This window comes from Nitrosomonas sp. GH22 (assembly GCF_009833115.1).
GTDB classification, from domain to species: Bacteria; Pseudomonadota; Gammaproteobacteria; order Burkholderiales; family Nitrosomonadaceae; genus Nitrosomonas; species Nitrosomonas eutropha.
In genome coordinates this window covers 93,335-115,031 of sequence record NZ_QRCA01000011.1, presented here as the reverse complement: position 1 = coordinate 115,031, position 21,697 = coordinate 93,335, and the positions used below count along the sequence as shown (strand labels likewise).

Genomic DNA, 21,697 nt, shown 5'->3' with positions numbered 1-21,697 from the left:
TTATATATTTTTATGATTTAATGTTTTATATATTAAATTATTTGAATACAAACAATCCAAGGAGATGATGATGCAACCCAATATCCAAGCTTTCTTTGATCCTGTTACCGGGACAATCAGCTATGTTGTGTTTGACAAGCCGGGAGGGCGTTGCGCCATTATCGACCCGGTACTTGATTACGATCCCAAATCCGGGAGAACAAAACATCACTCCGCCGATGTGTTGATCAAATTTGTGTACTCAAAGAAGTTGACGACGGATTGGATACTTGAAACCCATGCGCACGCTGATCATCTTTCTTCAGCGCACTACCTCAAGCAGGAACTAGGGGGGAAAACAGCCATAGGCAGCCGGATTCCCGACGTGCAGCAGGTATTTAAAAAGCTGTTCAACATGGGGGCAGATTTTCAGCCGGATGGCTCGCAATTTGATCATCTGTTTGATGACGGTGACAGCTTTGAGGTGGGCGAACTCAAGGGTAAGGTGATTTTCGTACCTGGCCACACACCGGCTGACCTTGCTTATCAATTCGACGATGCAATTTTTATCAGTGATACGATGTTTATGCCAGATATAGGGACGGCACGTGCCGATTTCCCCGGAGGCGATGCCCGGCAGCTTTATCGATCTATCCGCAGGTTGCTGAATAATTATCCACCGGAAACAAGATTGTTCATGTGCCATGACTATCCACCCGGTGACCGCCCGGTACAGTGGGAAAGCACAGTCGCTGACCAGTGTGCCAACAATATTCATGTACACGACGGTATCAGTGAAGACGAATTTGTCGCGATACGTACCACACGTGATGCCACATTAGATGTGCCGGTACTGATTCTGCCATCCGTTCAGGTCAATGTGCGTGCCGGCCAGATGCCACCCGCTGAAGATAATGGCACTGTGTATTTGAAAATACCGATTAATGTATTGTAAGCAGGTTTATGTGAACACCTGGTCAGGAAACTGGCCGGGAAGAATGTACCTACAGGAGTTTTTGATCAATCAGAAGTTTTCTAGTTACCAATAGCGAACGTTACCGGTATCAACATGGATAAAATTTGATTCCGGGTAGTAGCCAACGCCTCCAACACGCATCGACATGGCCGCACGTCGCAACGCATTAAGTGGAACACCGGGCAAACGAATATCTATTGCCTTACCTTGCATATGCAGGCTTTTTTTAGCTACACCGTGGCTTTTCGCTGCGAGGGTAGCATTGGTAGCCGGCGATCGATACCCAGAAATTACCTGAAATTCTTTTGAGCTGCCTGTTTTATGGTGCAGATGCTGGATCAGATCAAGCAATCCTGGATCAATCGGGTGACGTTCACCGGAACGATGGTCGCGCAATACTTTAGCTATCGCCTGCAATGCTTCCGGAATATATTTTCCCTGCTCCCAGTAAGCTGTCCTGATTCTTTCTCCGGTATGCAGATTTAACAAGGACAGGCGTTTTTCATAAATACGGGGGGAATTGGCAGCATTGGCTGCCGGCATGGCAAATAGTGCACATGCGCCTAAACTGGCTTGCAACAGTCGCCGCCGACTGTTGCCATGTGCGGTAAGTGTTTCCAGATTGTCTGCAATGATAAGTTTGGACATTGTTATCCTCCATGATCGTGCCAAATTAAAAAGACTGTCATAGACACTTTTCCGGCTGTTACCAGTGGGCGTATGCCAGCGCCCGTTTGTCACGCCCGTAGACATCGGATGAAAAGTAAACTTCGCCCTGCTCATCGCTCCAAGCGGTCAGATACAATAAATAAACAGGTATTTTTTCAGGTAAATGCACGGTTTGTGTCTTGCCACTGCTGATTTTTTCAGCAATATCGGCTTGTTCAAATGATTGCCCTAAGACAAACTCTGCCAGTTGCAATGGCTTCTCCAGACGGATACAACCCGAGCTGAAAGTACGAATATCCTTCTGAAACAGATATTTGGAAGGCGTATCGTGTAAATAGATGCTGAAAGGATTGGGAAACATGAATTTGATAGTGCCCAGTGCATTTCTTCTACCAGGATCCTGGCGCAAGATATAAGGAAGAGATCTGCTGGTCGAATGCCAGTCGATAAAATCAGGATTCAGCTCGGATTCATATTTGTAATCGGAAAATACCCTGATTCCCTCGGAAGCAAAATAATCCGGGTTATGTCTCTGTTTTGGCAGTAAATCCTTGCGTGCAATGCTGGCAGGCACGTTCCAGTACGGGTTGAGAACCAGGTGAGTAATTTTGCTGTTGAAACTTGGTGTTGAACGATAATCACGCCCGACAACAATTTTCATATCCAGCACGCGCACATTCTCCTGGACTGCCACCAGATTAAATCCGGCAATATTGACCAGGATATAGCGATCACCGAGTTTCCTGGGCAGCCAGCGCAATCGTTCAAGCGTGATACGCAACTGCTGAACATGCTCTCCTGGCGTTATGTTCATGGCTCGCCGGGTATTTTTACCAATAATGCCATCTGCATTTAATCCGTGTTGACGCTGAAAGGCCTTGATCGCTATTTCCAGCTGATCATCATAAAATTCGCTATTACTGACAACAATATCATATTCCGGTTTTTCAAAAATATGATATGCCTCCTGAATACGCTGACGTACCTGTGGAATAGAAGTATGCCTGGTATGCGGGCGAATCAATGAAGTTTCCTCCGGTATCCTGGCCCATATGGTATCGGCAGCAACCAGTGCACGAAATTTGTTCAACAGTTGTTTGAGCGAACGGTATTGCGGGATATCAGGTGGCAAATCTGCAAAGGCCTGTTCCAGTTTTCCTGAAGTGAGTGCTTGCTGCAGAAACGTTACCGGATCAAATTGCTGTTGTGGAATGTGCCAATCCGGATCAGCCAGAGAAGCCGTCAGCCGGCCACTGTGCAAATCATGGGCAAGCGCCAGCAATGATCGGGTTGTATCCAGTTCGAGTAGTAGGGAAATTGGATCAGAAGTTTCGTCACGAAGTTTTCGTAAGGATTCAATATGGTAATCATTGCTGGAAAGCCCTTCTTCATCAGCTTGCCTAATAAGCACTAACGCAGTGTCCAGCAAGACAGCAGAATGACCAGCCAAAGTCCAGACTGGTTGATAATCACGTTGCGCATAAAATCGCTGCAGGTTTATCTGTACCGCACTATCCTGATTGTTCTGAATATTTTTTGCCAGTTGTTCGCGTATCGATTCTGCGCTGGCAATCCAATTTTCAGCAATGACGGGCAAAATCGTAAACATCAGCGCAAGAAAGGTTAAATACCGCGCTGCCGCTGAAGGATTGATCCAGAACTTTTTGGAATTTTGAATAAATAACAAAAAAATATTCCTGTATTCCCGGTTTAAAAGGGCCATTATCAGACAGTTTTCCCTCTGTACCCAGAGCAGTTTTTAAAAGATATTTTGTAAAGATATGTTTTTTATCATACCTACCCGGGTTGATAAAATGAAAATCAAAAGGATAAATCTGAAAGCTATTGGCCGGTTTTCTGACTGCCGCAAACACAGGCCAAACAAAATCAACAGAGCTGTAATCCAGGCCTGGCGAAGCTGTACGCAATAAGACAACCTTTCCGGAAAAACTTCATTATACTAACCTCCTCAGCAGATAAACGGGGTTCACGTAAACTTATAAAAAACCCTTTTGCTTTTACACCGCACTTAACTGTTTGTTTTTCCTCTCTAGTTTTTTTCAAGTTTCACCGGAATACTTTTCTAAATCCGGGTTAATTTCTTCTACTTGTCATGCAGAAAATAGAGACTTTCTGGTATTTCTGTCTTAAGCATTTCAAACAGGAATTGAATGGACAGCAGTTTAATACCTGGATCAAGCCGCTCAAGCTGGAAATCTGTCCGGATGTGGAAAATACCCTGGTCTTAATTGCTCCCAATCGTTTTGTATTGCAATGGATCAAGGATAATTTTGTCAACCGCATCGACGAAATGGCACAAGGTCATTTCAATGAAAAAATCCATTTCAAACTGGAGCTGAAAGATCCAGCCGAGATCAAAACAGCAACAATCAAGGCACCTGAACCGAAAAGCAAGGAAGACAAGAAACCACCTACAGATAAAGCGCATGGCACCACCGCCAGAAAAACCAATCCCAGCCGGCTCAATCCTGCTTTTACCTTTGACGCCTTTGTTACCGGGAAGGCCAATCAGCTGGCACGTGCCGGGGCCATTCAGGTAGCAGAACGACCAGGTATTGCCTATAACCCTTTGTTTATTTACGGGGGGGTAGGATTAGGCAAAACGCATCTGATGCATGCGGTCGGCAATTACGTTATGGAACTGGATGCCGGGGCCAAAATCCGCTATGTCCATGCTGAAAAATATGTATCGGATGTCGTCAGTGCTTATCAGCACAAGTCATTCGATAAATTCAAGCTTTACTATCATTCGCTTGATCTGTTGCTGGTGGATGATGTTCAGTTTTTCAGCGGTAAAAACCGGACACAGGAAGAATTTTTCTACGCCTTCAACGCATTAATCGAAGCACACAAGCAAGTAATCATAACTTCCGATTGTTATCCGAAGGAGATTTCCGGGCTGGAGGAACGTTTGGTATCAAGGTTCGGTTGGGGATTGACCGTGGCGATCGAACCCCCCGAACTCGAAATGCGCGTAGCCATTCTGCTCAAAAAAGCTTTCATCGAGAAGATCGAACTGGACGAAAGTACCGCCTTTTTCATCGCTAAATATATCCGTTCCAATGTCCGGGAACTGGAAGGCGCACTAAAACGGGTTCTGGCGTATTCACGCTTTACCGGTCATCCGATTTCCCTTGATCTGGCCAAGGAAGCGTTAAAGGATCTGCTAGCCATACAAAATCGGCAGATTTCAATCGAAAACATTCAGAAAACCGTAGCGGATTACTACAAAATAAAAGTAGCCGACATGTACTCAAAGAAACGTGTCAGGGCTATCGCCCGACCCAGACAAGTTGCAATGGCTATCGCCAAGGAACTAACTCAGTTAAGTCTGCCTGATATAGGCGAAGCTTTCGGTGGAAGAGACCATACAACTGTACTGCATGCCCATCGTAAAATCGTAGAACTACGTGCTTCTGATCCCGGAATAAACCGGGATTACAGTACATTGATACATATCCTGCGTGGATGACGTAACACGCCAATAACCCCTGCATGTTTTGTGGATAACTCGCATAAAATCCTGATTGGAAAATTTTGTTCACAATTCATCCACAGGCTATACTCAAATCATACAGGATTAATTTAACGTGTAAATATATAATATGTAAGTAATTTTGTTACTTATCCTTATTTTTTTCACTGCTTAATTATTATTATTTAGTTTTTAAATTAAATGAAACTAACAATATCCGACCGGGATTTGCTGTTCAAACCACTACAAACAGTGAGTGGTATCGTAGAACGAAGACACACGCTTCCCATACTTTTAAACGTCCTGATTTCAATCAGGGATGGCAAACTGGCACTGGTGACAACAGATCTGGAAATAGAAGTCGAGGCAACTTCCAATATTCCGGAACTGGAAAATCAGGGTTCACTGCAAATGACTGTTTCTGTCAGAAAATTACAGGACATATTGCGCGCTTTGCCATCTGGTTCCCCAGTCGAACTGATCCGGTCAGAAAACCGATTACAAATTGTTTCTGGAAAAAGCCGTTTTAGTCTGCAACTACTTCCGGCTGAAGATTTTCCGAGAATGGCCAAGGACAATGAGCGTTGCGATGCCTCGTTCACACTGACACAACAAATACTGAAAAAGCATCTGCAGCGGGTATCACACGCCATGGCGCAGCAGGATCTGCGTTATTACCTGAACGGGACATTATTGCTGATCGAAGACAACAAGCTGATGCTGGTAGCCACTGACACGCACAGACTGGCGATAACTTCTTTCGATCTGGATGGACAGTTTGAAAAATCGGAAACAATTATCCCGCGCAAGACGGTGTTGGAACTGATCAGACAGCTGGAAGATAGTGACAAACCGGTAATTGTCGAAATTTACTCAAAAAAGATCTGCTTCCACTTTTCAGATGCTGTGTTAGTGTCGAAAGTCATTTCAGGAAAATTTATCGATTTCAGACGTGCAATTCCGCAAACCAGTGTTTTTCAGTTCGATATAAATCGTCTTGATTTCCTCCACGCACTGCAGCGCACCGCGATTATTTCCAGTAGTAATGATTTATTTCGCAGCGTTCATCTGAATATCACGAACGGAAAGCTGAATATATCCGCCAAAAACAAGGAACAGGAAGAAGCACAGGAAGAAATTGAAATCGTTTATTCAAATGAAACAATTGATACCAGTTTTAATATCGTTTACCTGATGGAAGTATTGAACAACCTGGATAGCGAGCATATCAGGTGCTCTTTTGAGAGTATGCAAAGCGCTATATTAATTACGTTGCCGGATGATGATCAGTTCAATCATGTCCTAATGCCAATGCGCGAGTAGTACAAACCTGCTCGCCTTATCAGATTTACCGGAATTACAAAAGAGATAACTTTAAATATGAATACAAGTCAGCCAGAGTCCACCAAAAATACCGAGAGCAGTCAACGCGATTACGACTCGAACAGCATTAAAATTCTGAAGGGACTGGATGCTGTTCGCAAGCGCCCCGGAATGTATATTGGTGATACCAGTGATGGCACCGGGCTGCATCATATGGTGTTCGAGGTTGTCGATAATGCCATCGACGAGGCCTTGGCAGGCTACTGTGATGAAATTTCCGTAATTATCCATGCTGATAACTCCATCAGTGTTCAGGACAATGGTCGCGGGATTCCTACCGATATCAAGCAGGATGATGAGCAGAAACGTTCTGCTGCTGAAATTGTCATGACGGAGCTGCATGCGGGCGGCAAGTTTGATGACAATTCCTACAAGGTATCTGGCGGGTTGCACGGTGTTGGTGTGTCCGTGGTGAATGCGCTGTCAGAATGGCTACGACTGACGATTTACCGCAAGGGAAATGTTCATCAGATAGAGTTTCGGGACGGCGTAGCGGTTGCTCCATTGGCAGTTACTGGCCAAACCGATAAACACGGAACAGAGGTGCACTTCCTCGCCAGTCAAGCGATATTTGGTAATGTAACTTATCATTACGATATCTTCGCCAGACGATTGCGTGAACTCTCCTTTCTTAATTACGGAATCAGGATCAGGCTGGTCGACCAGCGTGATAATCGGGAAGAGACTTTTGCGTTTTCCGGTGGCATCCGTAATTTCGTCGAATACATCAACCGTACCAAAACTGTGTTGCACCCAAGCATCTTTTATGCGAAAGGAATGAAAGATGATATTACTGTCGAAATTGCAATGCAGTGGAATGACAGTTATGCTGAACAAGTACTGTGTTTCACTAATAACATCCCACAGAAGGATGGTGGCACCCATCTGACTGGATTGCGTGCAGCGATGACGCGCACACTCAACAGCTATATAGAAAAAAACGAGCTGGCCAAGAAAGCAAAGGTTGATACCACGGGTGATGACATGCGAGAAGGGATGACCTGTGTGTTGTCGATCAAGCTGTTCGAACCTAAGTTTTCATCCCAAACCAAGGAAAAACTGGTTTCATCCGAAGTACGTCCGGTGGTTGAGGAAGTTGTTTCACATAAACTTTCAGAATTTATGCTGGAAAATCCCAATGAAGCAAAGATTATCTGCAACAAGATTATTGAAGCTGCCAGAGCACGGGAAGCTGCCAGAAAAGCCCGCGAACTGACACGCAGAAAAGGCGTCCTGGATAGTATGGGTTTGCCTGGAAAACTGGCAGACTGTCAGGAAAAAGACCCGAAACTATGCGAGCTTTATCTGGTGGAGGGAGATTCTGCCGGCGGTTCTGCTAAACAGGGACGTGATCGTAAATTCCAGGCAATTATGCCGCTCAAAGGCAAAATCCTGAACGTCGAGAAATCCCGCTTTGACAAGCTAATTTCCTCCCAGGAAATCGTGTCACTTATAACTGCTTTGGGAACAGGCATCGGCAAGGATGAATACAACCCGGATAAACTGCGTTACCATCGCATTATCATCATGACTGACGCGGACGTGGATGGATCGCACATCCGGACTCTGCTGCTGACCTTTTTCTACCGGCAAATGCCTGAATTGATTGAGCGTGGTCACATTTACATTGCGCAACCACCTTTGTACAAAATCAAACATGGCAAGCAGGAACGTTATCTCAAGGATGATTATGAACTCAAGCGCCACATACTTGGTTTAGCGCTCGTGGGTGCAGAACTGCATCCCGGGATGGATAATCCACCGATTGTCGGAGAAACATTAGCAAAGATTGCAGATGAATACCTGGTAGCTGAGGCAGTGATTGAACGAATGAGCCAGTTGATTGATCGGGCTGTGATGTATGCGCTACTTAAGCAACCTAATATCGATCTAAGTTCAGAAGCCAGTGCACAAGACAGCGCCGTCAGATTGGCATCGTTGCTGGATGATGTTGAAATTACTGCGGAATACGATGAAGATTCTGAGAATTACCAGCTCAGGATTAATCGTAAACAGCACGGCAATCTTCGAACTAGTTATCTGGATACTGATTTTCTGAAAAGTGGTGATTTCGCCAAGATCAGGCAAACTGCACAAATATTGCATGGTCTGATCGGTGAAGGTGCGAAGGTTAAGCGGGGTGAACAGGAAGTACCCATTCTGGAATTTAAGGAAGCTCTGGAATGGTTGCTGGCGGAGGCCAAGAAGGGTGTTACTATCCAGCGTTACAAGGGGCTGGGAGAAATGAATCCGGAGCAGTTATGGGAAACGACGATGGATCCGAGTAATCGCCTCCTGTTACGTGTACAGATTGAGGATAGTATCCTGACCGATGAAATCTTCACTACCTTGATGGGCGATGTGGTCGAGCCTCGCCGGGCATTCATTGAAAGTAATGCTCTTCGCGCAAGGAATATTGACATTTAGGTGAATTTTGAGGATTTTTTATGTCGACAGAATTTAATAAATCAATGAATCAGGCACAAACGAATATTAACCTGCTTCAACTGCATGATTCACCTGTCGTGCGCTGGCTATACTTGAGTATCGGTGTAACTGCCCTGTTTATAGGTATATTAGGCATATTTTTACCCATACTGCCAACAACACCATTTGTTTTACTGGCGGCAGGCTGTTTTGCGCGCAGCTCCGAGCGTTTTCATGGCTATCTGCTCAGTCATCGTATCGCCGGACCGATTATTTACGAATGGTGCGAATATCGCAGTGTGACGCGCCAGGTCAAGCGTTGGGCATATCTGGTGATGTCGTTATCCTTTGGCAGCTCGATTTTGATCGTTTCTTCCTGGGGATTAAAAAGTATGTTGGTTTTACTGGCTGTAATCCTGTTTACGTTTATCTGGCGCTTGCCTGTACGGGGTGAGAACAAGTAATACACCTATTTCACGTTTTTGATGATGTGTAGTTCTATAAGCAGTTTGTTTATTGATGGAAAAAGTTCGCTTGTCCAAGCTGATGTCCGCGCAGGGAATGTGCTCGCGCAGGGAAGCAGATGTTTATATCGAACAAGGTTGGGTCTATGTGGATGGACAGCCGGCTCGTGAACTGGGGACAAAGATTTATCCCTGGCAGGAAATCACACTTGATCGAACAGCCCAGATCAAACAGAATCAGCAAGTAACGATTTTGTTGAACAAACCGGTTGGTTATGTATCCGGTCAGCCTGAGCTTGGCTATAAACCAGCGGCCAGTCTGATTTGTCACGATTCTCGTTTTCATCGAGATCGTTCTTCTCTGAAATTTACTTCGCAACACCTTAAAAATCTTGCCCCGGCTGGTCGGCTTGATATTGATTCACAGGGATTGCTGGTATTCACTCAGGATGGCCGTGTTGCCAAACAGTTGATCGGAGAATATTCGCGAATTGAAAAGGAATATCTGGTACGGGTAATCGGCAATCTGACGCGCAAAGGGCTGGCATTACTCAATCATGGTTTGCAGCTCGACGGCCAAGTATTAAAACCCGCCAAGGTGAGTCTCTTAAATCAAGATCAGCTTCGTTTTATCCTGCAGGAAGGTAAAAAGCGGCAAATCCGGCGGATGTGTGAGTTGGTTGGTTTAAACGTGTCCGGATTAAAACGTGTCCGGATTGGCCAGATCAGATTGGCTGACCTGCCAGAAGGAAAATGGCGCTATCTTGGCAAGAACGAATTGTTTTGAATGTCCTGGATCCCGAGTTAGTTTCAATCAAAACAATTATTATCAAAGCCATAATTCTTGACAAATTTGAAGGGGTCTCTATAATCACCCGTCTGTCGAGAGGCAAATCCAAGTTTATTAGTCCGTTGTAGTTTGCGGGAATAGCTCAGTTGGTAGAGCACGACCTTGCCAAGGTCGGGGTCGCGAGTTCGAGTCTCGTTTCCCGCTCCATTTTATTGTTTTATGCTGTGTTCTGCATATTCCGGCGTTTCTTGGTCCACGTCAAATTTCCATGCTTGGCGTCGTAAAGTAAGCGACGCTTATCAAACGGTTCATGGCGGGGTGGCAGAGTGGTTATGCAGCGGCCTGCAAAGCCGTCTACGCCGGTTCGATTCCGACCCCCGCCTCCATACATATCAGAAGTGCTTCGTAATTGCCCGGGTGGTGAAATTGGTAGACACAAGGGACTTAAAATCCCTCGGACATAAACGTCCATGCCGGTTCGATTCCGGCCCCGGGCACCAGGAAGTCACAGCGTACTTACTGAGTATTCTGGTATGCGCTGGATTATCAGCACGATCGGTAGTAAAACGTTCTGTAAAAACAGCATGCCCGTCACAATTGTCGAAATAATGGAATAACCCGCAATTTTGCTGTGTGGTAGTGGAATTCACCCGGATTCTGATAAAATTACAGATTCGTTATAGGAAGTGCCGTTCGAGGACAAAATACCATCATGACTTATGTAGTGACTGAAAGTTGTATCAAATGTAAATATACCGATTGTGTTGACGTGTGCCCTGTGGATTGCTTTCGTGAGGGCCCCAATTTTCTGGTAATCGATCCGGATGAATGTATCGATTGTACGCTGTGTGTGGCGGAATGCCCGGTGGAAGCAATTTATGCAGAAGATGACGTTGCTGAAGATCAGCGACGGTTCATCGCACTCAATGCGGAGTTATCCAAAATCTGGGAACCGATTATCGAGAAGAAAGATGCACTGCCGGATGCAGATGAATGGGCGTCTGTCACAGACAAACTGGATCATCTGGAACGCTGATAAAGGTTGCAATCGCAAAGCCGTTAATCATCATCACAATCACATATAACAAAACGGTCAAGGAGACGTGAATGATGAAAACTTCGATTATATGGATTTTTTTTCTGATGCTGCTTTGTGTACTTCCGCAGACTGTCATGGCAGAGCATGGTTCAGCACAAAGCTATCCGGCCGCAGCAAGTGAAAAACTGGTTAACGGTATTGCTAACGCAGCAACCGGTTTTGTTGAACTTCCCAAAAACGTGATTCTTGCCACTCAGCGGGACGGTGCTGCATACGGGGTGACTATCGGTTTTTTGACCGGTATCCTGCATACCATTGGACGCACTGTATTTGGCGCACTGGATGCAGCAACCTTTCTTATTCCCACTCGACCGACTGTTCGCCCGCCTTATATCTGGCAAGATTTTGATAAAGAAACTACCTACGGGTAATTTTTATTGCCTGCCTGCTTCAGTTTTTCAATTCCGTCATCAATTTCCTGATTTTCTTTATCCGCTCTCCGATATCCGGGATTTGCGCCCGGATGATCAAGCGATCAGGCCCGGACATACTGTATTCCTTACCACTTTGGATAAGCTGAATGATTTTTATAGCTTCGATCGGTGGATCAGTTACAAACTGTAACTGAATACTATCTTGGCTTGCGTCAATACGCGTAATACCCATTTTTTTGGCTTCAATGCGTAGTCGGTGACTGTCCAGTAATGCACGGGCTGGATCAGGTAACAGGCCAAAGCGATCAATCAACTCCTGGTGAATCTCATCCAGCTCCGCCTCATCGCTGCAACCCGCCATGCGCTTGTACAGAACGAGCCGTTCATGAATATTGTTACAGTAATTTTCTGGCAGTAGTGCAGGAACATGCAGCCTAACCTCCGTTGAAATACCGAGAGGTTGCTGCATATCCGGCTCATGACCTGCTTTCAATGATTTAATCGCCGCATCCAGTAACGAATTGTAAAGGCTAAATCCGACCTCTTGCATCTCGCCACTTTGTGAATCCCCCAACACTGCACCTGCACCACGAATCTCCAGGTCATGCATGGCCAGATAAAAACCGGATCCAAGCTCTTCCATTGCCTGAATGGCTTCCAGTCGTCTGATTGCCTGTATTGTCAGTGCTGCTTTTTCCGGTGTCAGCAAATAGGCATACGCTTGATGGTGCGAACGGCCCACCCTGCCGCGCAACTGATGTAACTGTGCCAGGCCGAACTTATCAGCGCGATGGATAATAATCGTATTGGCGGTGGGAACATCAATTCCTGTTTCAATGATGGTCGTACACAGCAGCATATTGAAACGCTGCTGATAAAAATCACGCATAACATGTTCCAACTCGCTTTCCCGCATTTGCCCATGTGCAATGTTTATTTTTGCTTCTGGCAGCAGTTTGATCAGCTTGGTATACATGTTCTGAATGGTGCTGACCTCATTGTAGAGAAAATAGATTTGTCCACCACGTTTCAGTTCGCGCAGGCAGGCTTCGCGAATGATTCCCTCTGTGTAAGGGTGTACGAATGTCCGGATTGCCAATCTTCTCTGGGGAGCAGTAGCGATAACTGAAAAATCCCTGAGACCTTCAAGCGACATTGCCAGTGTGCGTGGAATTGGCGTTGCAGTCAGTGTTAGTACATCTACTTCAGCACGTAATTTCTTGAGTTGTTCCTTCTGGCGCACACCGAAACGATGTTCTTCATCGATGATAACCAGCCCCAGGTTTTTGAATTTGACCTTGTCCTGAATCAGCTTATGTGTTCCGATAATAATATCGGTTGTTCCTTGCGCCAAGCTTTGCAGCGCTTCGGATTGTTCTTTGGTCGAACGGAAACGTGAAAGCTCAGCAATTTTTACCGGCCATTGGTCGGCAATCAGCCCGAAGCGATCAGAGAAACTCTGATAATGCTGCTCTGCCAGCAGCGTGGTTGGCACCAAAATCGCAACCTGCTTGCCATCTGCGATCGCAATGAAAGCAGCGCGCAAGGCGACTTCAGTCTTGCCGAAGCCAACATCTCCACAAATCAGTCGATCCATTGGCTTTCCGGAAACCATATCCTGAATGACCGCATGAATGGCGGCAGCCTGATCTGGTGTTTCCTCAAAACCAAAGCCGTCTGCGAAGACATTGTAATCATGTTGATTAAGGCGAAATGTATGGCCTTTGCGGGCGGCACGCTGTGCATACAGATTCAGCAGCTCAGCAGCGGTATCGCGTACCTGTTGCATCGCCTTGCGCTTGGCTTTTTCCCATTGGCCACTTCCCAGCTTGTGCAAAGGAGCCTCCTCCGGCGCAGCACCACTGTAGCGGCTGATAAGATGAAGCTGTGTGACCGGTACATACAGCTTGTCTCCTCCCTGATATTCCAGCGCGAGGAATTCGTCAGATTGGTCTGAATTATTCTCGCCAGCATCCATACTTACCAAGCCGAGATAACGGCCGATACCATGTTGTTCGTGCACCACTGGATTGCCGGGTTTGATTTCAGACAGATCACGCAAAATGGAATCAGCAGAAGTGGTTTTGCGTGCATCGCGCGCGCGCTGTCCGCGTACATGGGTAGCATACAGCTCGGTTTCAGTGATCAGTGCCAGTTTTTCTGCAGCCAGAATAAAACCATTGTGCAAGGCCGCCACACCGAGCATGCAGAGCGTGTGATCCGATTGAAAAGCAGCATAGTCTTCGCAGAGTTTTAATTGCAGGCCATATTCACGCAAGTATTCGGCCATCAGCTCGCGCCGCCCCAGGCTTTCTGCCAGCAGTAAAATCCGGCCCCCGTCCTGCGTAAATGTGCTGATAAAAGTGGTTAACTGCTCGATTGGGTCGGCAGCACGACGATCTACCCGCACAGATGGAAGAGGAAGAGAAAACGGCTCACTAATTGTTTGCTGATCACCGCTCTGTATTTCTATCCGACTATATGCTTTGAGGTAGCCGTAAAACTGATCTTCCAGCAAAAACAGATCAGCGGGGGGAAGTAAGGGGCGATCAATATCACTGCGCATCAGCTGAAAGCGTGATCGGGTATCCTGCCAGAAATTTTCAATGGTGGATGCAATTTCACCGTGCAGGCATAGCGTGGAATGCTGTGGTAAATAATCAAATAATGTAGCAGTCTGTTCAAAAAAAAGTGGCAGGTAATATTCAATTCCGGCAGGAATATTTCCCTTGCTGATTTCCTGATACAGCCAGCTGCGTGTTGGATCTCCCTCAAATTTTTCCCGGAAGCCGGTACGGAAACGACTGCGCCCGGTATCGTCGAGGGGAAATTCTCGTGCCGGTAACAGCCGGATTTCATTGACTGGATAAATACTGCGCTGGGTATCCGCATCGAATGTACGTATGGATTCAATTTCATCATCGAACAGATCAATACGATAAGGAAGCGGGCTCCCCATGGGAAACAGGTCGATCAACCCTCCGCGAATACTGTATTCTCCCGGCGAAATTACTTGTGAAACATGGGAATAGCCAGCCAACGACATCTGGCTGCGAAATGACTGCAAATCCAATGTACTTTTTTGTTTGATGAAGAACGAATACGCTGCCAGAAACTCTCGTGGCGGCATTCTGTATAACGCAGTTGTAACCGGTACGATCAATACGTCGCAGGCATTGTTTACAATCTGGTGAAAAGTAGCCAGGCGTTCTGAAATCAGATCATGGTGTGGGGAAAAAACATCGTAAGGTAAAGTTTCCCAGTCCGGCAATAAACTCACACGCAAATCGGGTGCAAAAAAAGGGATTTCCTCAAGTAATCTTCGTGCATCCTGTGCATTGGCGGTGATAACAGCCAACAGCTGGTTGTCCTGATTCTGCTGGTTTGCCAGTTGTGCCAGGGCACAGGCATCACTGGACCCTACAAAACCAGTGTAACGTTGTAGATGTCCTGGACGAATTTTGATTGGTTTGGATGACATGGTTTTACAAACGGAGTTTGGATTGTTCAGAAATATGCCAGATGTGAAGCCAGGAAAAATGCACCAACCAGACCGATAATGGTAGCTATTGTTCCCAGGAAACATCGTTTGGCCAGTACAATGTTTCCGGTAAAAAATATTAGTCCCAGCTTGAAAATGAGATTGGCAATTACTCCGAGCGTAATTGCGATCACAACTTCGATGATTTCCAGTTGACCCATCTCGTACAAACGTAAGCTGCTCAGTGTGATCGCATCCACATTGGTTAGCCCAGAAATAATGGCCACAGCGTATAATCCGCTATTGCCGGCGATCTCTGATAACCAGCCGGAAAGAAACAATACTGCCGCGTAAAGCAGGCCAAATCTTACGGCGATCGAGATTTCTGTCGGATTTTTGGTATCCGGCATTGGAACAGCTTGCTGCTGGCTAAATTCACGCCACCTGAATACTGAAGCGATTAATCCCAAAAAAAGACCGCCACCCAGAATGGGCGTAAGGTAGGGAAAAATAGTTGGAGAAATGATCTCGGTAATCAATGCAAGCCTGACCAGTACAACCAAATTGGCCAGTAAAATTACAATAACTGCCGTATTGATCAGATCAGGCTTATCTCCGTTATGGCGCGTAAACACCATCGTGGTAGCCGTACTGGAAACCAGTCCTCCCAGCACACCCAGCAGAACAGCACCATGACGCTGACCGACGAAACGTAATGCAATATAGCCAGCCAGGCTAATGCCAGAGATCAGTACGATCATCAGCCATATCTGATAAGGATTGAATGCGTTGAAGGGACCATAATCCTTATCAGGCAAAATGGGCAGGATAATGAAGCTGAGTACCGCGAATTGCAGTATCGAAATCAGATCCTTTCGGCTCAGGTTTTGTGAAATTCCCTGAAGCTCGGTTTTAAAATAAAGCAGTATAGTTGTGATAATGGCAAGCATAACTGCCAATATTGATTCTTCATACCATACCAAAGCTCCCAATCCGTAGCAGATCAGTATCGCAGCAATTGTGGTGGTACCTGGATCCTTCTGTTTTTCCCGTTTATCCCGGTAGGATGAAATCATCATGATTCCGGTTAGCAACAATCCGCTGATTAGCAGCCAGGGTGTTTGCACCTTATCCGATAGCACGGCGGCCAGCGTGCCGAACATGGCCACCAGGGCAAAAGTGCGTAACCCCGCTTTGGCTGCTGGATGCCGTTCACGCTCCAGACCGATGAGCAAGCCAATCGCCATACTGGTGGCAAATTCAACCAGATAAACCCGCTCATGTTCAGGAAAAAATAGTTCATCCATATTGTGCGCAACCAGATCCAAACCAGTGTTCAAGTAGTAACTGCATACGAGTGCTTCCGTTATATTCGTTCAGCTGCACCCGGTAGACAGCGTCAATCTCGGCTGGCAAACGTTCAGTATGAAAAAACAGAATGCCATCATATATCCGGCTGGCGCCAGCTTTGCGCAGCTTCAGTTTCAAATGTTTTTCTCCTACAATTCGTTGATTTTCAACCCGGAAGCGGCCGTTGAAACTGGGTTCAGGAAAACCTTGTCCCCAGACTTGATTGGTCAGATATTGTGCCAGTTCCAGAGTCAGATCTCTTTCTTCCAGTTCACCATCGGTTTCAATTACTTGTATCAAATCGACAGGCGTCAGCAGTGACTGCGCAACTTGCTCGAATACTGCGCGAAATTGTTCAAAATGCTGTGCATGTACTGTCAGACCGGCAGCCATAGCATGGCCACCAAATTTGACGATTAATCCTGGGTGACGTTTTGTAACCAGATCCAGTGCATCGCGCAAATGCAAGCCCGGAATTGATCTGCCGGAACCTTTGATTTCCCCATTATTTCCCTGTGCAAACACGATAACCGGTCGATGCAATCTGTCTTTGATGCGCGATGCAATCAGGCCGATAACACCCTGATGCCAATCTGAATCGTACAAACACAGGCTGTAAACAGGGTGCACCCTGTTATTGGCTGGCGCATCGAACTGATCAAGCATATTTATCACCCCTTCCAGCTTGCTCATCGCTTCATCCTGCATGCCTGCCTCGATTTCACGACGCTGGCGGTTCAGTTCATCCAGCTCGCTGGCCAGATGCAGGGCACGGGATTCATCTTCGGCCAGTAAACATTCGATTCCTAGTGACATATCATCCAGCCGTCCGGCAGCATTTAATCTGGGGGCAAGAATAAATCCCAGCTCATAAGTGGTGACGCGACTGAAATCACGCCCAGCTACCTTGAACAACGCATGAATACCAGCACAGCAATGGCCGCTGCGGATTCGCTGCAATCCTTGCTGTACCAGGATGCGGTTGGTTCCTTCCAGCCTGACCACATCGGCAACGGTGCCCAATGCCACCAGATCAAGCAGGTTGGCCAGATTGGGTTCTTTACCTGTCGCAATGAAGGATCCTCGTTCACGCAGTTCTGCTCGTAACGCCAGCATTACGTAAAAAATTACGCCAACTCCGGCAATATGTTTATCAGGAAAATCACATCCTGGCTGGTTGGGATTAACGATAACCGCTGCCTCTGGCAGTTGATCTCCAGGCAGATGATGATCAGTGATAAATACCTGCATGCCCAGCCGGTTTGCTTCCGCAACGCCCTCCACGCTGGCAATGCCGTTATCCACAGTAATCAGGATTGCGGGAGGAGGATTGCAATTTGCTGCCAGCTGCACGATTTCCGGTGTCAGCCCATAGCCGTATTCAAAACGATTGGGTACAAGATAATCCACCACAGCACCAAACTGGCTTAATGCGCGCAAGGCGACTGCACAAGCAGTTGCGCCGTCTGTATCGTAGTCGGCAATGACAAGTAAACGCTTTTTTGCTGCAATCGCATCGGCTAGTAAAACTGCAATTTGCCTGATATTTTTTAGTTGCTGAAATGATGCCATGTGGGAAAATGTTGTATCGAGCTGATTCGGTTTTTCTATGCCACGTGCAGCAAAAATACGTGCAAGTACCGATGGCAGGCCGTGTGCAGTGAGGGTTTCGTATGCGTGAGAGGGAAACTTGCGGATAATAATATTAGTCATGACCAATATGTTATCACCGGGTTGCAATAAGCCGGTTTGAAGAAACAGTTTGCAAGCTGGAGGAGGTGGGTTTTGCTATATCAAGAAATCAGTATCAATCCCGGGAAAAGGAAGTAAAAGGGACAGGAGTATTTCGATTGCGGATGAATTACCGCCGAAAATACTCCTGTCAGATGGGTGGGTATCAGAACTTACTTCGGTGCAACCACACCTGATTCGCCGGTTGCTTTGGCTGCACGCAGTACCGGATAAAACTGTGTGTAAACCATATCTGTCTTGGCATTTTCCTTGTGACATGCAGCACACTCAGCCGTAGGCAAGTTTTTCGCTGCGGTAACCAGCGGTGTACCAGGCACATAGAAAATGTAGAAAGCCCAGTTTCCTGGTTCATCTGGGAAGCGTTTTGAATCCTTGACGGATGCTTCCAGGCCGATATAGTCGCCCATGAAATAGCCATTACCGCTGCCCGGGCCTTTGCGGCCGCCAACGCTGATCAGCTCTTTTACGGTCATGGCGCCATCCCGGAATTCCCCTGTTTTTTTCCAGTGGGCATAGCTTTCAGGATCAATGTAAACGGTTCTGATTTCGGTAAAGGGTGCTTTTCCGTCATTCAGTTCGTCGGGTGTCACCTGAGTACCGACCATTACCCATTCACGATAATTTTTTGGTAACAGCAGCTCTCCCTTATCATTAAATTCGGCCATACTTGCTGCCAACGTACCGCTGACCATCACGGCAGAAAAAACCAGACCACTCAAGCTACTCACCAGTTGTTTTTTAAAGTTCATGAAGATCTCCTTTTAGTTGATGTTGATAACATAATTATTTCATCCCGATCGGGAAGATGCTTATCCGGTCGGCAGGTGCGGCGCAGTTTACGCCAGATTTGTTGTGAACAGGTTTGCCAGCGCAACACCAGGGTCCGGTGCGCGCATGAAGGTTTCCCCGATCAGAAAAGTGTGGATGCAATGAGATAGCATCATTTCTACATCAGCTGGTGTACGAATGCCACTTTCGGTAACGATAATTCGTCCGGACGGGATATGTTTGACCAGCTGCAAGGTCGTATCCAGTGTGGTTTCAAACGTTTTCAGATTACGGTTGTTGATTCCGATCAATGGTGTGGACAATTGTAATGCGAGATCAAGCTCATCTGCGTTATGCACTTCCACCAGTACGGCCATGCCCAGTTCCTGTGCAATGGTTTCCAGTTTGTGCATCCGTTCGAGTGCACTGTCACCTTGATTGATAGCGGAATCATGTTGAAAAATGGGTGAAAAAAAGGCTGCAACGATCAGCAGAATACAATCGGCACCCATGGCACGCGCTTCGTAGACCTGATATTCGTCTAACATAAAATCCTTGCGCAGCACCGGTAAATCACAAGCAGCGCGTGCCTGCCGTAAAAAATCAGCATTGCCCATGAAGAACTGCTCATCCGTCAGCACGGATAGACAGGCCGCCCCGTTTCTGGCGTAACTGGCTGCAATGTCTGTCGGGATAAAATCTTCCAGGATCGGATTCCGCCCGGATAAATTTCCCACATGTCCTGATCCAGAAACATTTTGTGACTCTGTTTGTCCGCGCAATAAGCCCTTGCTTGGGCTGGCCCGTTTGATCTCTGCAATGACAGCAGCGTGGTTTTGATTAATCCGGCTGCGTATGGCCTGGAGAAAATCACGTGGAGCGGGTACTGCCCGTGCTTCGTCATGAATTTTATCCAGTGATTTTTGTGTTTGGGTAGCTGAAATCTCCTGCTTTTTTACGGCGAGGATGCGATCAAGAATATCTGACATGCAAAACTAATTAATGGGTTAACTGATTGGAGAATTTGATTAATGCCAGCATTTTTTCTTTGGCAGCACCACTGGCCAGCTTGTCACGGGCAATTTCCACCCCTTCGGCCCAGGAATCAGCTTTTCCAGCGACATAAATTGCTGCGCCTGCATTGAGTAGAACAATATCTCTGGCAGGTCCGGGATGATTATCCAGCACAGACAGAAGCATTACTCGTGCATCATCCGTACTATTTACCTGCAGAGATTCTATTGCGGTACGTTCCAATCCGAAATCTTCCGGCTGCACCGTATATTCCCGGATTTCTCCCTCCTTGAGTTCAGCAATTTTGGTTGGGCCGGAAATGGTAATTTCATCCAGCCCATCGCTGCCATGGACGATCATTGCGTGCTGGCTTCCCAGCCGGAGCAAGGCCTGTGCCAATATCCCGGTCAGATCTTCATTGAATACACCCAACAACTGGTTTTTAGCACCTGCAGGATTGGTTAACGGCCCCAGGATGTTGAATAACGTGCGCACACCCAGCTCTCGACGAACGGGAGCCGCATGTTTCATGGCATGATGAAAATTAGGAGCAAACATAAAACCAATGCCAACTTCGGTAATGGATTGGGCAATTTGGTCAGGCGTTTGATTAAGATGGATGCCGATTGCTTCTAGTACATCTGCACTGCCCGCTTTGCTCGAAACAGAACGTCCGCCGTGTTTGGCTACCTGTGCATCTGCAGCAGCAGCCACAAAGGCGGAAGCTGTTGAAATATTGAAGGTATTGCATCCATCCCCACCGGTACCGCAGGTATCGACCAGATTGACTGAATCGGCCACTTCAATGTGCAAAGCCAGTTCACGCATGACTTGAGCCGCTGCAGTAATTTCACCGATGCTCTCACGTTTCATGCGTAAACCCGTCATCAGGGCAGCAGTCATTGCCGGTGAAACGTTTCCTGACATGATTGCGCGCATCAGCTCAACCATTTCCTCATAAGGAGTTTCGCGCTGCTCCAGGATTCGAGCGAGAATAGCTTGTGGTTTCACGCTTCGCACAGTTTTGATGAATGGTCTTGAATATGATGTTCGTGCAGAAAATTTTTGAGCAGCTGATGACCATGTTCACTTAAAACCGATTCTGGATGAAATTGCACACCTTCGACTGGCAACGTACGGTGTCGCACGCCCATAATTTCACCTTCTTCAGTCCAAGCGGAGATAGCAAGACAGTCAGGTATACTTGATGGTTCGATAATTAGTGAATGATAGCGGGTTGCCATGAACGGACTGGCGATTCCCTGGAAAACGCCCCGACCATCATGAAAAACCGGCGATGTTTTACCATGCATGACTTTTTCGGCACGTACAATCCGCCCACCGAAAGCCTGGCCGATACTTTGATGACCAAGACACACTCCCAATATGGGAATTTTTCCACTAAACCGGGTGATCAATTCCATAGAAACACCCGCTTCATCCGGCGTGCATGGGCCTGGTGAAATAACGATGCCGGCTGGATTCAACTGCTGAACTGCATCTAGCGAAATTTCATCGTTTCGAACAACCGTAATTTCCTCACCGAGTTCACCCAGATATTGCACTAGGTTGTAGGTAAAGGAATCGTAATTATCAATCATCAGCAACATGGCGAGTACAATGGTTATTTAATATCCGGGGAAAAATTGCTGTGCAGAGAATCAATGCGTGAAAA

18 protein-coding genes and 3 tRNA genes are annotated in these 21,697 nt (G+C 46.7%); 11 read left to right on the top strand and 10 right to left on the bottom strand.

Going from position 1 to position 21,697, the window contains the following annotated elements:
- Positions 1-70 precede the first annotated feature (70 nt).
- Positions 71-934 (top strand): MBL fold metallo-hydrolase, encoded by an 864-nt coding sequence (locus tag ABF86_RS05055; RefSeq protein ID WP_074456188.1) that lies wholly within the window; start codon positions 71-73, stop codon positions 932-934.
- A gap of 84 nt (positions 935-1,018) precedes the next feature.
- Here the strand turns inward: ABF86_RS05055 and ABF86_RS05050 are convergent, their stop codons facing one another.
- From ABF86_RS05050 to ABF86_RS12785, 3 genes are read right to left on the bottom strand one after another with little or no spacing between them, the layout of a single operon-like run.
- A complete protein-coding gene (locus ABF86_RS05050; RefSeq protein WP_011635491.1) occupies positions 1,019-1,603 on the bottom strand; it encodes a DUF882 domain-containing protein in 585 nt (194 codons plus the stop codon).
- A 58-nt stretch (positions 1,604-1,661) separates the two neighbouring features.
- Entirely contained in the window at positions 1,662-3,233 is a 1,572-nt protein-coding gene (locus ABF86_RS05045; protein ID WP_240142230.1) for a L,D-transpeptidase family protein, read from the bottom strand.
- Complete coding sequence (locus ABF86_RS12785) at positions 3,205-3,552, bottom strand: hypothetical protein (RefSeq protein WP_240142229.1); 348 nt, start codon at positions 3,550-3,552, stop codon at positions 3,205-3,207. Before ABF86_RS12785 ends, ABF86_RS05045 begins: the two co-directional genes overlap by 29 nt.
- A 185-nt stretch (positions 3,553-3,737) precedes the next feature.
- Between ABF86_RS12785 and dnaA the strand changes: the two genes are divergently transcribed.
- The 10 genes from dnaA to ABF86_RS04995 all read left to right on the top strand — a co-directional run bounded on the left by dnaA (position 3,738) and on the right by ABF86_RS04995 (position 11,654).
- A complete protein-coding gene (gene dnaA / locus ABF86_RS05040) occupies positions 3,738-5,117 on the top strand; it encodes a chromosomal replication initiator protein DnaA (protein WP_011633139.1) in 1,380 nt (459 codons plus the stop codon).
- A 204-nt stretch (positions 5,118-5,321) separates the two neighbouring features.
- Positions 5,322-6,443 carry a DNA polymerase III subunit beta gene (gene dnaN / locus ABF86_RS05035; protein ID WP_160803487.1) on the top strand — a complete coding sequence of 374 codons (1,122 nt, stop codon included), beginning with the start codon at positions 5,322-5,324 and terminating at the stop codon, positions 6,441-6,443.
- A gap of 57 nt (positions 6,444-6,500) precedes the next feature.
- Positions 6,501-8,930: a DNA topoisomerase (ATP-hydrolyzing) subunit B gene (gene gyrB / locus ABF86_RS05030; protein WP_074684592.1), complete on the top strand. Its 2,430-nt coding sequence runs from the start codon at positions 6,501-6,503 to the stop codon at positions 8,928-8,930.
- A 20-nt stretch (positions 8,931-8,950) separates the two neighbouring features.
- Positions 8,951-9,394, top strand: coding sequence for a YbaN family protein (locus ABF86_RS05025; RefSeq protein WP_083341405.1), 444 nt, complete (start codon positions 8,951-8,953; stop codon positions 9,392-9,394).
- Between the two features lie 55 nt (positions 9,395-9,449).
- Complete coding sequence (locus tag ABF86_RS05020; protein WP_011633143.1) at positions 9,450-10,181, top strand: pseudouridine synthase; 732 nt, start codon at positions 9,450-9,452, stop codon at positions 10,179-10,181.
- 134 nt (positions 10,182-10,315) lie between these two features.
- A tRNA-Gly gene (locus ABF86_RS05015) sits at positions 10,316-10,391 on the top strand.
- A gap of 105 nt (positions 10,392-10,496) precedes the next feature.
- Positions 10,497-10,570, top strand: a tRNA-Cys gene (locus ABF86_RS05010).
- Between the two features lie 25 nt (positions 10,571-10,595).
- Positions 10,596-10,684 (top strand) — tRNA-Leu (locus ABF86_RS05005).
- A gap of 212 nt (positions 10,685-10,896) precedes the next feature.
- A complete protein-coding gene (gene fdxA, locus ABF86_RS05000) occupies positions 10,897-11,220 on the top strand; it encodes a ferredoxin FdxA (protein ID WP_011633260.1) in 324 nt (107 codons plus the stop codon).
- Positions 11,221-11,291: 71 nt separating this feature from the next.
- A complete protein-coding gene (locus tag ABF86_RS04995) occupies positions 11,292-11,654 on the top strand; it encodes an exosortase system-associated protein, TIGR04073 family (RefSeq protein ID WP_011633261.1) in 363 nt (120 codons plus the stop codon).
- 19 nt (positions 11,655-11,673) lie between these two features.
- On the opposite strand, the gene mfd is transcribed toward ABF86_RS04995, so the two are convergent.
- The 7 genes from mfd to ABF86_RS04960 form a co-directional block, all read right to left on the bottom strand.
- A complete protein-coding gene (gene mfd, locus ABF86_RS04990) occupies positions 11,674-15,138 on the bottom strand; it encodes a transcription-repair coupling factor (RefSeq protein ID WP_074684593.1) in 3,465 nt (1,154 codons plus the stop codon).
- Between the two features lie 26 nt (positions 15,139-15,164).
- Positions 15,165-16,478, bottom strand: a complete 1,314-nt coding sequence (locus ABF86_RS04985) for an MgtC/SapB family protein (protein WP_240142228.1) — start codon at positions 16,476-16,478, stop codon at positions 15,165-15,167.
- Positions 16,438-18,201 (bottom strand): single-stranded-DNA-specific exonuclease RecJ, encoded by a 1,764-nt coding sequence (recJ, locus tag ABF86_RS04980; protein ID WP_041353396.1) that lies wholly within the window; start codon positions 18,199-18,201, stop codon positions 16,438-16,440. The genes ABF86_RS04985 and recJ overlap by 41 nt, the downstream gene beginning before the upstream one ends.
- 191 nt (positions 18,202-18,392) lie before the next feature.
- Positions 18,393-18,989, bottom strand: a complete 597-nt coding sequence (locus ABF86_RS04975) for a cytochrome P460 family protein (RefSeq protein WP_011633265.1) — start codon at positions 18,987-18,989, stop codon at positions 18,393-18,395.
- Between the two features lie 87 nt (positions 18,990-19,076).
- Positions 19,077-19,997: an indole-3-glycerol phosphate synthase TrpC gene (locus ABF86_RS04970; protein ID WP_011633266.1), complete on the bottom strand. Its 921-nt coding sequence runs from the start codon at positions 19,995-19,997 to the stop codon at positions 19,077-19,079.
- Between the two features lie 10 nt (positions 19,998-20,007).
- On the bottom strand, positions 20,008-21,033 hold the full coding sequence (gene trpD / locus ABF86_RS04965) for an anthranilate phosphoribosyltransferase (RefSeq protein ID WP_011633267.1): 1,026 nt from the start codon (positions 21,031-21,033) through the stop codon (positions 20,008-20,010).
- On the bottom strand, positions 21,030-21,632 hold the full coding sequence (locus ABF86_RS04960) for an aminodeoxychorismate/anthranilate synthase component II (RefSeq protein WP_074456194.1): 603 nt from the start codon (positions 21,630-21,632) through the stop codon (positions 21,030-21,032). Before ABF86_RS04960 ends, trpD begins: the two co-directional genes overlap by 4 nt.
- Between the last annotated feature and the right edge of the window lie 65 nt (positions 21,633-21,697).

Bases quoted from the DNA above. Each gene is read 5' to 3' on its own strand.
- ABF86_RS05055 (WP_074456188.1), top strand. From the start codon at position 71: ATGCAACCCAATATCCAAGCTTTCTTTGATCCTGTTACCGGGACAATC.
- ABF86_RS05050 (WP_011635491.1), bottom strand. From the start codon at position 1,603: ATGTCCAAACTTATCATTGCAGACAATCTGGAAACACTTACCGCACAT.
- ABF86_RS05045 (WP_240142230.1), bottom strand. From the start codon at position 3,233: ATGTTTACGATTTTGCCCGTCATTGCTGAAAATTGGATTGCCAGCGCA.
- dnaA (WP_011633139.1), top strand. From the start codon at position 3,738: ATGCAGAAAATAGAGACTTTCTGGTATTTCTGTCTTAAGCATTTCAAA.
- dnaN (WP_160803487.1), top strand. From the start codon at position 5,322: ATGAAACTAACAATATCCGACCGGGATTTGCTGTTCAAACCACTACAA.
- gyrB (WP_074684592.1), top strand. From the start codon at position 6,501: ATGAATACAAGTCAGCCAGAGTCCACCAAAAATACCGAGAGCAGTCAA.
- ABF86_RS05025 (WP_083341405.1), top strand. From the start codon at position 8,951: ATGTCGACAGAATTTAATAAATCAATGAATCAGGCACAAACGAATATT.
- ABF86_RS05020 (WP_011633143.1), top strand. From the start codon at position 9,450: ATGGAAAAAGTTCGCTTGTCCAAGCTGATGTCCGCGCAGGGAATGTGC.
- fdxA (WP_011633260.1), top strand. From the start codon at position 10,897: ATGACTTATGTAGTGACTGAAAGTTGTATCAAATGTAAATATACCGAT.
- ABF86_RS04995 (WP_011633261.1), top strand. From the start codon at position 11,292: ATGATGAAAACTTCGATTATATGGATTTTTTTTCTGATGCTGCTTTGT.
- mfd (WP_074684593.1), bottom strand. From the start codon at position 15,138: ATGTCATCCAAACCAATCAAAATTCGTCCAGGACATCTACAACGTTAC.
- recJ (WP_041353396.1), bottom strand. From the start codon at position 18,201: ATGACTAATATTATTATCCGCAAGTTTCCCTCTCACGCATACGAAACC.
- ABF86_RS04975 (WP_011633265.1), bottom strand. From the start codon at position 18,989: ATGAACTTTAAAAAACAACTGGTGAGTAGCTTGAGTGGTCTGGTTTTT.
- ABF86_RS04970 (WP_011633266.1), bottom strand. From the start codon at position 19,997: ATGTCAGATATTCTTGATCGCATCCTCGCCGTAAAAAAGCAGGAGATT.
- ABF86_RS04960 (WP_074456194.1), bottom strand. From the start codon at position 21,632: ATGTTGCTGATGATTGATAATTACGATTCCTTTACCTACAACCTAGTG.